Genomic DNA, 12,205 nt, shown 5'->3' with positions numbered 1-12,205 from the left:
CACGGCGGTGGCCGTCCGCCGGTGCCGGAGGCCGGCTCATGCCGTCGCGCCGGGGTCCCGCGCCCCCGCATCCGCCCGGAGTCGGCGTACGCCCGGGGCGCTCTCGCTCAGCGGTGGCCGGGACCGAGGCCGGGGAGCTCTCCCGATTCCAGTCGGTCCGCCCAGTCGAGCCCGTGCGCGTAGTAGGCGTCCAGCACGGCTCGTACCGCCGGACCGTCGGCGGCCGCGATCGCGTCGACCAGATCCTGGTGACCGCTCCAGAGGCCTTGGCGCGCGTCGCCGTCGCCACGCAGGTACGGGACGGCGAAGGCCCAGGCCTGCATGCGCAGTCGCTGCAGGAACTCGTTGATGTAGGCGTTGCCGATGACCGTGCCGAGTTCCTTCCAGAACCGCAGGTCGTAGCCGATGAGGATGTCGAGGTCACCGCAGCGCGCCGCCCGTGCGGCCTCCTCGGCGCGGCGACGCACGGAGACCAGTGCGGCCTGGTGGGCACCGAGGACTGCGGGCGCCGAACCACTCCCGTCGAAGATCACGCGGAAGACGCCGTCGATGACCAGGGCCCGTGCCTCCACCATCGAACGGTAGTCGGCGACGGTGAACTCGCGGACGTGGAAGCCCCGGTGCTGGTCGGACTCGAGAAGCCCCTGTGCGGAGAGGTCGAAAAGCGCTTCGCGGACCGGCGTCGCGGACACGCCGTACTGCTCGGCGATCTGCTTGACGGTGAACTCCACCCTCGGCTGCATACGTCCCGCGAGCACCTCGTCACGCAGTGCGTCGGCGATCTGCTGCCGCAGCGTGCTGCGGGTCACGCCACCGCTCGCACCCATGACGCCCCCTCCCGTTCTCGGCTTGGGCCACCTTAAGCCAGGGCGCTGCCCGGTTCCGGGCACGGGAGGACGTCGTACCGGATGTTCTCTACACGGTGTGCTCGTCGGCGACCGTAAGAGCGGCGTCCAGGGCGGCAAGCCCTTCCTTGGCCTCGGCCTCGGTGATGTTGCAGGCGGGGACGACGTGGGTGCGGTTCATGTTGATGAAGGGCCAGAGACCGTTCTTCCTGCAGGCCGCGCCGAAGGCCGCCATCGGGGCGTTGGCATCGCCGGTCGCGTTGTACGGGACGAGCGGCTCGCGGGTCCCCCTGTCACGGACGAGGTCCAGCGCCCAGAACGCGCCGGTCCCCCGGACCTCGCCGACGCAGGGGTGGCGCTCCGCGAGCTCGCGGAGCCCGGGACCGAGCACGTGTTCACCGAGGTGGGCGGCGCTCTCCACGACACGCTCCTCCTCCATGACCTGGATCGTGGCGACCGCGGCGGCACAGGCCAGCGGATGGCCGGAGTAGGTGAGCCCTCCCGGGTACGGCCGGGTCTCGAACGTCGCCGCGATCTCGGCGTTGATGGCCACGCCACCCAGCGGCACGTAGCCGGAGTTGACGCCCTTGGCGAAGGTCATCAGGTCCGGAACGACCCCGTCGTGCTCGGCCGCGAACCACTTCCCGGTACGCCCGAATCCGGCCATCACCTCGTCCAGCACGAAGACGATCCCGTACCTGTCACAGATCTCCCGGACGCCCGCGAGATAGCCGGGCGGCGGCGTCATGATGCCCGCGGTGCCGGGGATCGTCTCCAGGATGATCGCGGCGACGGTCGACGGGCCCTCGAAGGCGATCGTGTCCTCGAGGTGCTGCAGCGCTCGGGCGCACTCCTCGGCCTCGGTCTGCGCGTAGAAGGGCGAACGGTAGAGGAACGGCGCCCAGAAGCGCACCACACCGGCCGCGCCGGTGTCGGACGGCCAGCGGCGCGGGTCACCCGTCAGGTTGATCGCGGTGGCCGTGGCCCCGTGATAGGAGCGGTAGGCCGAGAGCACCTTCGGGCGTCCGGTGTGCAGCCGGGCCATGCGGACAGCGTTCTCCACCGCCTCGGCGCCGCCGTTGGTGAAGAAGATCTTGTCCAGGTCGCCGGGGGTCCGCTCCGCGATGAGGCGGGCCGCCTCGGAGCGCGCCTCGACGGCGAACGCGGGCGCGAAGGTGGTGAGCCGGGCCGCCTGTTCCTGGATGGCGGCGACGACGGTGGGGTGCTGGTAACCGATGTTGGTGAAGACGAGGCCGCTGGTGAAGTCCAGATAGCGGTTTCCCTCGTAGTCCCAGAAGTACGCCCCCTCGGCGCCGGCGACGGCGAGCGGGTCGATCAGGCCCTGGGCGGACCAGGAGTGGAATACGTGCGCGCGGTCGGCGGCCTTCACGGCCGCGCCAGCCGCGGGATCGACGAAGGGGGCGCGGGAGGCGTCTGAGGTCATGCCGAGAGCGTATGCGGCGTCAGGGACCGTCCTCCATGGCCACTGTGTACGGCATGGGCCTTGCGGCTCGGCAGGCTGTCGGGTCTTTCCCGGAGCCGGAACGGCTATTGACAGCATGCTGCCACGATGACAACATGCTGTCATACGCCTCGTCGTCAGCCCTGGATCCGCACTCCGCGACCGGAGGTCACCATGACCCGCAGGACCGTCCATCTCGCCGTCTACGACACCTTCGCCGACTGGGAGCCGGGCTTCGCGACCGCCCAGCTCACCCAGCACGGCCACACCGTGCGCACGGTCGGCCTCACCACCGCCCCCGTCACCACCATGGGCGGCCTGAGGGTCCAGCCCGACCTTCCTCTGGCCGATCTGGATCCCCGGGACAGCGACCTGCTCCTGCTCACCGGGGCCTCCCTCTGGGACACCGGCGACACCCTCGCCCCGTTCGCCCGCGCGGCAAGGGCCTTCCTGGAGGCAGGGGTCCCGGTCGCGGGCATCTGCGGAGCGACGGCGGGACTGGCGCGCGAGGGCCTGCTCGACGACCGCGCGCACACGAGCGCGGTGCCCTTCTACCTCGCGGCCACCGGGTACACCGGCGGTGAGCACTACGTCGACGCCGACGCGGTGACGCATCCGGGCAGGGGCTCGGAGGGTGCCCTCATCACGGCCGGGCCGACCGAACCGGTCGCCTTCGCCCGCGAGATCCTCGGACTCCTCGGGGTGTTCGACCCGAAGAGACTCGACGCCTGGTTCCGGCTCTTCCACGACTCGGACGAGGGTGCGTACGAGGTGCTGCAGGGATGACGGAGAACCTCACCGGCCGCACGGATCAGGCGGAGCACGCGCCACAGTCCGAGACTGCCGACGGGCACAAGGGCGCGGCGGACCTCCTGAGCCGCACCGCGCTCGGGGTGTTCCGCCTCAACGGCAGGTTCCTCTCCGTCGCCGAGGAACTGGCGGATCCGGCCGGGCTCACCGCGGCCCGGTGGCAGGTTCTCGGCGCGGTCCTCTCCGAGCCCCTGCCGGTGTCGGGGATCGCACGGGCGATGGGGATCACCCGGCAGAGCGTGCAGCGGATCGCCGACCTACTGGTCGATCTCGGTCTCGCCGAGTACGCGACGAACCCGGCACACCGTCGGGCCAAACTGCTCCGGCCGACCGCCGAGGGCAGGGCTGCCGTGAGCCGCATATCCCCTGCCCACTCGGAGTTCGCCGCAAGGCTGTCCGAGGAACTGGGCGAGGAGCAGTTCGCGCGCACCGTCGAGGTGCTGGAGCGCCTCTCCATCGCCATGGACAGACTCACCTCTCCACCGTCGGCCTCGTTCCCGCCGCCGAACTCCGCCCCGCCCTCGCCCTCGCCCTCGCCCTCACCCTCGCCCTCCGCAGCGTCAGCGTCAGCGTCCCTGGACACGTTGTCGTACCCCGCGGCGCCAGCCACTCCGGCGAAGCCACCTGCCCCCGCCACCCCGCGGCCCACGTCACCGGAGGTGGGGCCGCTCGAACCCCTCGAGGAATGAGGAAGTCCGCGCGAGCCTGGCCGCCGCTATTCTCGACCCACGGTCCGCTACGGCCGTACGGGGGAGGAAGCGCGCCATGGAGAGACTGGGTTCCGGCGATCCACAACGCATCGACGGGTACCGCCTGTTGGGGCGTCTCGGATCCGGGGGGATGGGGCAGGTGTTCCTGGCGCGGTCCGAACGGGGCCGCACCGTCGCCATCAAGCTCGTACGCCCCGAGCTCGCGGCGCAGCAGCATTTCCGCGACCGGTTCCGAGCCGAGGTCCAGGCCGCACGGCGGGTAGGTGGTTCCTGGACCGCTCCGGTTCTGGACGCCGGGGTGGACGCCGCGGTGCCGTGGGTGGCGACGGGTTACATCGCCGGCCCTTCCCTGCACGGCATCGTCTCCGGGCAGCCGGACCCGGGGTCGCCCTCGAAGGCCTACGGCCCCCTTCCCGAGCGCTCCGTGCGCATCCTGGGCGCGGGACTGGCGGAGGCCCTCCAGGACATCCATCGCGCCGGGCTGATCCACCGTGACCTGAAGCCTTCCAACGTACTGATGACGATCGACGGCCCCAGAGTCATCGACTTCGGCATCGCACGTGCCCTCGACCTGGTCTCGGACGGAGGCCTCACCCGCACCGGGGCGTTGGTCGGGTCTCCGGGGTTCATGGCGCCGGAGCAGGTACGGGGCGAGCATCTGACGCCTGCGTGCGATGTCTTCTGCCTGGCCTCTGTGCTGGTCTACGCGGTCACCGGGCGGCTGCCGTTCGGTACTGCGGAGGGCGGGGCCCACGCCCTGATGTTCCGCATCGCCGAGGAGGACCCGGACCTCACCGGTGTTCCCGAGGGCATGGTGGAGCTGATCGGGGACTGCCTCGTGAAGGATCCGGCCGGCCGGCCGGCCACGGACACCCTCCTGCGGCTTCTGCACGACCCGGACACGTCCGAGCCATGGCTCCCGGGCGTGCTGATCGCCCAACTCGGCCGGCATGCCGTGGAGCTCCTCGACTCCGAAGACCCTTCCGACGAAACCGCAGTAGCCCAGGTGAGGGACGGCAGGACCCTCCTCGAGCGAGACCAGCCCTCACCACAAGGGGCGACCTCACCACCCGTCGCCCCGTCCCCTGCCGCCTCACCACCCGTGGCCGCACGTCCTGCATTCGCACCGCACGGATCCGCATCGACCGAATCCACACCGCCTGGATCGGCACCGCCCGGATCCACTTCGCCCGTCGTCGCGCCCCTTGGGTCCGCACCCGTATCCACTCCACCGGAACAGGCGGCCTGGCCGGTTTCTACGGCGCCGCGGTCGGACGGCACCGTCTTCGGCCAACCCTCGGGAGCCGATCGGACCACGCCGGCTCCTCCGACCGCGCATGTGGCGTACGGCCACCCACAGCCTCCCGGCCGTATCCACGGCACGAGCACGGGCGGCCCGTATCCGCCTGAGGTCCAGGTCCTGGGACATCCCGCCCCGGCGGGAGCGGGAGCCCGCCGGGGGCGGGCGCGCTCCGCGCTGCTGCTGTCCGTGGTGGCGCTGCTCGTCGCGCTCGGCACCGGTTGGGGGGTATACGACCTCCTGAGCAGCGGGGATGACGGCACCCGGGGGTCGCGCTCCGGTGGGGCGTCCTCGTCCGGAGTCGAGTCCTCCGGGGACTCCACGGAGGCCCACGGCGACGGTGAGTCTTCCGACGGCGTCATCCCCACAGGCGTCCTGGGGACATGGACCGGGACGGTCCAGGGCGACGGAGGCGCGTCCACCCGCCAACTCGTGTTGACCCAGGGCATGGTGGGCGACCAGGTGCTCACCCTCACCGCTGAGGGACCGCTCGCCGGCGGAGGCACGTACCGCTGTGTCTTCCGGGCCTCGCTGGCGGCCGAACCGTCCAGCGACGGCCCGGTCCGCATCGGACCGTCACGCGTCGCGGAGGGCGAACCGATGTCCTCGTGTACTCCGGGAGAACCCACGGTGCTGACTCTGATGCCCGACGGCACCTTGCACCGGGAGATCACGGCCACCGGCCAGAGCCTGACGTACACGAAGTCCGGCTGACGGGTTCCTGCCACGCACGCGTACCGGCCGGGCTCTCGGTCGGAGGGACGGGCAGGGGCTCAGGTCGTGGCCAGGTCCACCGCCCGGAAAGCGAGCCACAGGTCGTACCGCGCGCTCGGCGTCCGGAGGAGCGACCGGCGCAGCACGGCTTCGAGCCGGGTGAGCCGCTTCCGGACGCCCGTTACGGATATGCCCAGTTCGGCCGCTGTGGGGCTGAGCTGAGCCTCGCAGCCCAGCCAGATCCGCAAGGTCTCCTCACCCACGGGACCGGCCTCGGCGAGGAGACGCACCTGCTGAGCGGCCCAGTCCTGGACGCCGGGGAGCCGCAGGACCGCGTCCAGCGGCTCGGCGATCCCGCCCGCACTCGGCACTCCCGCCGCGGGCCGGTGGAGCATCGGGGTCGCCCTGATACGGAGGGCGAGGTCGACGGCTGCCTGGTCCTCGACCCGGTTCAGATCCAGGCCGAGGAGTTCACCGACGAACTTCAACCGGGCGGCGAGCGTGTTGCGGTGGATCTTCAGGTGCTGGGTGGCGTGCGAGGAGAACGCCAGCCAGGACGCGACGGTCGCCGAGAGTTCCTGGCTGTTCGGGTCCTGGGAGCGACGCGGCAGATGGTTGAGGAGCGGCGCCAGGAGCGCGTCCGCCCAGCTCGCTCCGGCGGCGCCGACGAGCAGCGCGGGTTCAGGCATGGCCCCGAACCTGGCGTGGCGTCCAGGAAGTCCACGGGCGACGGCAAGGGCGTGGAACGCCTGCTGGTAGGCGGTCGCGGTGTCCGGCAGGCGCACCTCCTCGCTGACACCGACCACGCAGTCGTCCACGAGATCAGCGACCGCCAGACCGAGTGTGCAGCCACTCCCCGGTGTCCGTTCCTCGGCCTCTTCGTCCGCCGGCACGATCAGGATCAGATGGCGCGCGTAGACCGGGCAGCGCACGATCCAGGTCCGGCCGCCCGAGGTCTCGGCGCAGATGCGGGCCACCTCGTCCCGCCGGCTCCCGGAGCATTCGACGACGCAGACTCGGACGGGATCGGGGAGTCGGGGCCTCAGCGCGCCCGCCACCTGGTGGGCGATGGAGAGCTGGCCCGTCATGAGCAGATGCAGCACCGCCTCACGGCCACGTGACTCGGCCAGGTCCACCCGGCGGCGCTTGCGTTCGACGCTCTCCGCCGCCCACGAGAGTCCCAGGGGCATCACGGCATCGGCCAGCAGCGTCGGCAGCCCCTCAGGCATGGGCCCGGGCGCGACCACGGCGACGACAGGGCCGTGCTTCCCGGACGCCCCGTCGAGCGGGGCCCGGTCCGGCGAGGACCGGTCGGCGAAGCCGCGGTCGGAGGAGGTGCCGTCGTGACGGCTCAATTCGGGCGAGAGGTTCCGGTGATTCCGCTCCATCGGGAACAGCAAGGCCGCACGACCGTCGGCGTCGAGGGCGTAGGAGGACGCTCCGCGCACCGTCAGCTCCCGTGCGGCCCGGGCGGCGAGGTCCGCCGCCTCGTGAGCAGGCAGGTGGATGTTGCCCGCGACAGCCTGGAGCAGAGTCCCGTCGGCATCGAGGATCCCCGCCCAGCCGTCCGCCCGCCGGGCCAGACCGCGCAGCAGCTCGGGGGTCCCTCCAGTTCGGGCCAGCCGGTACATCAGCAGTACGTCGTCGGCCCTTTCACGCGCGCGCACGCCCTCACCTCCCCGAAACCGGAGTGCAGAGTACCGGTCCGGTTGTGCGGTTTGATACCCGTCGGGATCCACACGGTGCGAACTGATTCTCCCCCCGGGCCGCCAAGTCCCTCTAGAGTCACGGGGTGTTCCGGGACGTCCGGAGGACGTCGGGGGACGTCCGGACGTTCTGGATCCGGAGGTCGGAGGGCGTCGGGGACGTCCGGCCGGCACACATCCGGGGGCCGGCCCGAAGGCATCGGGGGACATCCTGAAGGCACCCACCGGGAAGCCCGAGGACGTCGGGGGACGTCCGGACGGCACGCGACGGCAGCGGCTCACGGGGGTGGTCGCTGTCGTCGCCCGCCGCTGCTTCCCACGGACGGCCCGCCGCGCCTCGTGCCCTTAGGGCCCGCCGCGCCTCGTTCGGGCCGACTCGTACGGCTCAGCACTCATGGGGCTCAACTCGTACGGCTGGAGCGGCACCTCGCGACCGTGCCGGGCCCGGCCCGCCCCAAGCCACCCCACCCCCGCAACGCCCGCAACGCCCTCAAGCCGGCAGGATCGCCGTCTCCCCCACCGCGGCCAGCAGCCAGATGGGGAACTCGGGGTCGGCCTGTCCCACGGTGAGACCGAGCCATCGCGTTCCTCCGGGCGGCTGCCAGACCTGCATGCTGCCCGCCAGGTTGCAGAGTTGCCCCAGGGGCTCGGGGACAGCCTCACCGCCCTCCTCGTCCTCCTCGTCCTCCTCGAGCCAGGGCCAGAGGTCCACGGTCCTCGGTTCGCCCCACCGCTCGCTCAGCGCGGTGGCCAGTGCACTGAAGTCCGCCTCGATCTCCTGCTCGGCGGGCTCCACCGTCTCCGGGGAACGGTCGTCCCAGAAGTCCTCGCCGGCGCGCAGGATCAGCAGGTGGTGCCCCGGCCCGCTGCTCCGCCCTTCATCGTCCGAACTCTCCTCCCCCACGGGGAAGGGCAGGGCCAGGAGGCCGTCGATCCGGGCGAGGAGGGCCGCGTGCGTCTCGTGCGGTGCGTCACCGCTGTCCGTGGTCATGGGACCCGATCCTGCCAACGCCCGCCACCGGCAGACGAATCGGGGGCGCGCCCGGCCGTCGGCCGGACACGCCCCCGATCCCCGGGACGGACCAGGTTCAGCAGCTCAGGTTCGAGCCGGGGGTGGTTCCGAGGATCTGGACGAACGCCTGGTACTTGTCGATACGGCTCTGCACCTGGGCCGGGTTGCCGCCGTTGCACTCCAGGCTGCCGTTGATGGAACGGATGGTCTCACCGAAGCCGGCGCCGTTGACCATCGCGTTGTGCGGCGTCATGGTGCCGGGGCCGGACTGGGTGTTCCAGTACCAGAGACCGGTCTTCCAGGCCACGGAGGCGTTCTGCTCGACGAGGTACGGATTGCCGAGCAGGTCGATGCCGAGGGCGTCACCGGCGGCCTTGTAGTTGAAGTTCCAGCTGAGCTGGATGGGACCACGGCCGTAGTAGGCGGCCTGACCTGCCGGGCAGCCGTAGGACTGGGTGGCGTCGCAGTAGTGCGGGTAGTTGGCCTCGTTGATCTCCTTGATGTACACCAGCCCGCCGGTCTCGTGGCTGACGTTCGCGAGGAAGGCCGCGGCCTCCTGCTTCTTCACCGCGTCACTGCCGGTGTTGGCGAAGCCCGGGTAGGCGCTGAGCGCCGCGGTGAGACCGCTGTAGGTGTAGAAGGAGTTCCTGTTCGGGAACATCTGGTTGAACTGCGCCTCGCTGACGACGAAGCCCGAGGGGTCCGGGTCGGTGGTGCCGCCGGTCCCGCAGGCACCCTGGTCGGCCCAGACGTCGGCCGAGCCTGGCCGCTCGTTCTGCGTCCACCACTTCGCCGACCAGTTGTGCCCGTTGTACGAGGCGGAGCCGCCGCCCACGTAGACGGCCGAGGCACTCCACGCGGGGGCGCACGCGGCCGCCGAAGCGGTCGTGGCGGGGAGGAGGACGAACGTCGCGACGACCGCGGCCAGCGCGGCAATCAGGCTCATGACACGTTTGAACACGTGATCACTCCTTCGGCGCGGCGCTCGCGCCGAGCGTGCGCCGCCATGGGGGGTACGGATACCCAAGCGCTGATGGTCTGGACCTGTCAAGGTCTAGACCAAAACTCACGTCTGGCGGCTCCCTTGCCAACTGCACTCCCCCGCACGCGTGTTGAACAACAGAACCGCCACGTTGAACGCCGGACGAACATCACCGGAAGGAAGCCCGCAGCCGGCCCCGCGCACACCCTCCCAGCTCTACGGTGACCGGCACACGACAGGGGCGCACGGGCACACGGGCACACGGGGGAGCGCGAGGCACATGGAGTGGGTCAGCGCGGAGAACATCATCGCCGTCCTCACCGCGTTTCTCGGCGTGGCCACTTCGGCGGGCGTGCTCTGGTACGAACGCCGCGTCCCGCGCCGTAAACGCATCGGCTACCGCGTGCAGATGGACACCCCTATAGGCAGTGAGGTCAGCCAGGGCCGGGCGAACGTCCGGCTCGGTCTCTTCGACGAGACCCCCGACATGGCCGACGCCACTCTCGTCCTGCTGCGCGTGGAGAACGACGGCTCGCAGTCGATCGGCTACGAGGACTACACCGGCCGCGGTGAACTCAACGGACTGACGGTGGAGTTCACCGGACGCACGGTCCGTGGGATCGCCGTGACCCACTCGTCCGACGCCGACCATCTGGCGGACCACTTCACCCCCGCCGCTGGGCTGCGCCACGACGGCTCGTTCATCCGGCTGCCACGAGTCCCGCTCAACCGCAACGAACACTTCAAGCTCCTGGTCCTGCTGACCGGTTCGCACGTCGGCGGTCCGATCAGGATCACCGGAGGCATCCGGGACGGCGTGGTCGCGCGGAACAAGGCGGCCCGCCCCGACGAGAAGCCTCCGCTGTTCGGCCCGGCGTCCAGAATCATCACCGTGGCCCTCACCACCTGCGTCGTCACGCTCGCCGGAATCATCGTCGTCCGGGACGATTCGCCGCCCCCGATGGACTGCGCCAAGGGCACCCTGACGATCACCGGATCCACCGCGTTCAGGCCGGTCGTGGAGGAGCTGAAACAGAAGTACGAGGAGGAGTGCGAGGGCGCCACGATCCGCCTGGACATCCACGGCAGCAACGCCGGTGTGCGGAAGCTCGACAGGGAGGGCGCCGGGGCATCCCGCTCCCCCTCCATGATCGCGCTGTCCGACGGTCCCCGGCCGGCCGCTCTCACCTCCCTGCACGGGAAGGAGGTGGCGATCTCCCTGTTCTCGCTGGTCGTCAACGACAGCGTGCCCGTGAAGAACCTCTCCCTCGACCAGATCAGGAAGATCTACCGCGGTGAGATCGTCAACTGGAACCAGCTCGCCGCGGACGGCCCCGACCTGGACATCCGGCTCGTCAGCCGGGACGCCAACTCCGGCACGCGGGAGGTGTTCCAACGTCGCGTCCTGGACGCCAACGAGCCCGCGACCTCCTCACGCGACTGCACCACCAAGGACTACGCCGACGCCCCGGTACTGCGCTGCGAACTCGACGGGACCGACCAGGTCCTGGCAGAGGTCGCCAGGCTCGACGGGGCGATCGGTTACACCGAACTGCGCGGCGGTACCGTGCCGGACGGCGCCCACCGGACCTCCATCGACGGCGCCTTCCCCTCCGTAGACACCCTCGATACCAGCAGCTATCCGTACCGGGAGATCGAGTACGCCTACACCTACGGGTCGCCGCCCGCCGACTCACTGGTGGCCGGCTTCCTGAACTACCTGGACAACTACGGCGAGGAGATCATGCGCACCAACGGCCACCTGCCGTGCGCGACGCCGAAGGGGACGCGGCTCTGCGGGGAGGGCTGGGCCCTACCCGGGTAGGGGGCGCGAACAGTACCTCGGTGTCTCGTGTCCGGTTCCGGCCCGGCCTTAGCCTCCGCGCCCATGGACACCACAAGGCAGCGTTCCTCCCGGCCCACGGCCACCGCCCCTTCTCACGCCGCGCGTCGCATCGCCCGGCAGGCACTGACCGCGGTCACCCTGCTGCCCCGGGGCGTGGCCGCCCTCCTCATGGCCGTCGCCGGCCGCGAGGGTTCCGTACACGCTCTCCTGAAGTCGGATCCGGCGGCCGCCGGGCAGCGTACTTCGAGGCCGGGCAGGACACGGATGGCCGCCCTGGCCGGAGCCACGGCGCTGCTGGGCGCGCTGTCCCTGGTCCTCACCGCCGTGCTCCTGACGGCGGTGGCCCGCGGGCCGTTCTACGGGCTCGTGGACCAGGGGCCCTACGACCACTCCTGGGGAGGTCCCGGGCGGACGGGCGCGTGGCTCGCCCACTTCGCCGTCGCCGCGCCCGTCTCGATCGCCGCGTTCGCCGCCCTGTACGGCGTCGCCGGCCTCCAGCGCCGGCTGACGGCTCCCCTGCGCGGGGAGCCCAGGGCCCGCTGGGTGGTGCCGTCGGTGCTGGTGTGCTGCGCGGCCGGAGCGTCCTTCGCGGTCGCCTTCAGCCGGCAGTTGCCCTGACACAGGACCGTCTCCGGCCACCCGCGGTCAGCGGCGGCTCGCTCCACCCCTGACGAACGGCGGCGGGGGGGGCCCCCCGGGGGGGGGGGGGGCCCCCCCCCGGGGGGGGGCCCCCCCCCGCGGGGGGGGGGGGCCCCCCCGGGCGGGGGGGGGGGGGGGGGCGGGGGCGCGCGGGGGGGGGGGCGCGGGGGGGGGGGCCG

The 12,205-nt window shown here is 71.5% G+C and carries 9 protein-coding genes and 1 pseudogene; 5 read left to right on the top strand and 5 right to left on the bottom strand.

Features of this window, described 5'->3' with window-relative positions; all coding sequences use genetic code 11:
- Nucleotides 1-107: 107 nt before the first annotated feature.
- Nucleotides 108-827 carry a GntR family transcriptional regulator gene (locus ACGFNN_RS20045; protein ID WP_393557512.1) on the bottom strand — a complete coding sequence of 240 codons (720 nt, stop codon included), beginning with the start codon at nucleotides 825-827 and terminating at the stop codon, nucleotides 108-110.
- A gap of 88 nt (nucleotides 828-915) precedes the next feature.
- Entirely contained in the window at nucleotides 916-2,289 is a 1,374-nt protein-coding gene (locus ACGFNN_RS20040; protein WP_393557510.1) for an aspartate aminotransferase family protein, read from the bottom strand.
- Nucleotides 2,290-2,481: 192 nt separating this feature from the next.
- Here ACGFNN_RS20040 and ACGFNN_RS20035 point away from each other — a divergent pair, with 192 nt between their 5' ends.
- The 3 genes and pseudogenes from ACGFNN_RS20035 (at nucleotide 2,482) to ACGFNN_RS20025 (ending at nucleotide 5,841) form a co-directional block, all read left to right on the top strand.
- Entirely contained in the window at nucleotides 2,482-3,093 is a 612-nt protein-coding gene (locus ACGFNN_RS20035) for a DJ-1/PfpI family protein (protein WP_393557508.1), read from the top strand.
- A pseudogene (locus ACGFNN_RS20030) lies at nucleotides 3,090-3,629 on the top strand (MarR family winged helix-turn-helix transcriptional regulator); the annotation flags it as partial. The gene ACGFNN_RS20035 and the pseudogene ACGFNN_RS20030, both read left to right, overlap by 4 nt.
- 253 nt (nucleotides 3,630-3,882) lie before the next feature.
- Nucleotides 3,883-5,841, top strand: coding sequence for a protein kinase (locus ACGFNN_RS20025; RefSeq protein WP_393557506.1), 1,959 nt, complete (start codon nucleotides 3,883-3,885; stop codon nucleotides 5,839-5,841).
- 59 nt (nucleotides 5,842-5,900) lie between these two features.
- Here the strand turns inward: ACGFNN_RS20025 and ACGFNN_RS20020 are convergent, their stop codons facing one another.
- The 3 genes from ACGFNN_RS20020 to ACGFNN_RS20010 all read right to left on the bottom strand — a co-directional run bounded on the left by ACGFNN_RS20020 (nucleotide 5,901) and on the right by ACGFNN_RS20010 (nucleotide 9,520).
- Nucleotides 5,901-7,472 (bottom strand): helix-turn-helix domain-containing protein, encoded by a 1,572-nt coding sequence (locus ACGFNN_RS20020; protein WP_393557754.1) that lies wholly within the window; start codon nucleotides 7,470-7,472, stop codon nucleotides 5,901-5,903.
- A gap of 565 nt (nucleotides 7,473-8,037) precedes the next feature.
- Nucleotides 8,038-8,538 carry a hypothetical protein gene (locus tag ACGFNN_RS20015; RefSeq protein ID WP_393557504.1) on the bottom strand — a complete coding sequence of 167 codons (501 nt, stop codon included), beginning with the start codon at nucleotides 8,536-8,538 and terminating at the stop codon, nucleotides 8,038-8,040.
- A gap of 97 nt (nucleotides 8,539-8,635) precedes the next feature.
- Nucleotides 8,636-9,520 carry a glycoside hydrolase family 19 protein gene (locus tag ACGFNN_RS20010; protein ID WP_362546141.1) on the bottom strand — a complete coding sequence of 295 codons (885 nt, stop codon included), beginning with the start codon at nucleotides 9,518-9,520 and terminating at the stop codon, nucleotides 8,636-8,638.
- Nucleotides 9,521-9,821: 301 nt separating this feature from the next.
- On the opposite strand from ACGFNN_RS20010, the gene ACGFNN_RS20005 reads away from it, so the two are divergent.
- Together ACGFNN_RS20005 and ACGFNN_RS20000 are read left to right on the top strand one after the other, a co-directional pair.
- Nucleotides 9,822-11,366: a substrate-binding domain-containing protein gene (locus tag ACGFNN_RS20005; RefSeq protein WP_393557502.1), complete on the top strand. Its 1,545-nt coding sequence runs from the start codon at nucleotides 9,822-9,824 to the stop codon at nucleotides 11,364-11,366.
- Between the two features lie 63 nt (nucleotides 11,367-11,429).
- On the top strand, nucleotides 11,430-12,005 hold the full coding sequence (locus tag ACGFNN_RS20000; protein WP_393557500.1) for an NUDIX hydrolase: 576 nt from the start codon (nucleotides 11,430-11,432) through the stop codon (nucleotides 12,003-12,005).
- Nucleotides 12,006-12,205: the final 200 nt, after the last annotated feature.

This window comes from Streptomyces sp. NPDC048590 (assembly GCF_043199535.1).
Classification (GTDB): domain Bacteria; phylum Actinomycetota; class Actinomycetes; order Streptomycetales; family Streptomycetaceae; genus Streptomyces.
Note: the sequence above shows the minus strand (reverse complement) of the source record. Positions and strands in the feature narration are given on the sequence as shown.

Coding starts and splice junctions, on each gene's coding strand:
- ACGFNN_RS20035 (WP_393557508.1), top strand. CDS start 2,482: ATGACCCGCAGGACCGTCCATCTCGCCGTCTACGACACCTTCGCCGAC.
- ACGFNN_RS20020 (WP_393557754.1), bottom strand. CDS start 7,472: ATGTACCGGCTGGCCCGAACTGGAGGGACCCCCGAGCTGCTGCGCGGT.
- ACGFNN_RS20045 (WP_393557512.1), bottom strand. CDS start 827: ATGGGTGCGAGCGGTGGCGTGACCCGCAGCACGCTGCGGCAGCAGATC.
- ACGFNN_RS20005 (WP_393557502.1), top strand. CDS start 9,822: ATGGAGTGGGTCAGCGCGGAGAACATCATCGCCGTCCTCACCGCGTTT.
- ACGFNN_RS20025 (WP_393557506.1), top strand. CDS start 3,883: ATGGAGAGACTGGGTTCCGGCGATCCACAACGCATCGACGGGTACCGC.
- ACGFNN_RS20040 (WP_393557510.1), bottom strand. CDS start 2,289: ATGACCTCAGACGCCTCCCGCGCCCCCTTCGTCGATCCCGCGGCTGGC.
- ACGFNN_RS20015 (WP_393557504.1), bottom strand. CDS start 8,538: ATGACCACGGACAGCGGTGACGCACCGCACGAGACGCACGCGGCCCTC.
- ACGFNN_RS20000 (WP_393557500.1), top strand. CDS start 11,430: ATGGACACCACAAGGCAGCGTTCCTCCCGGCCCACGGCCACCGCCCCT.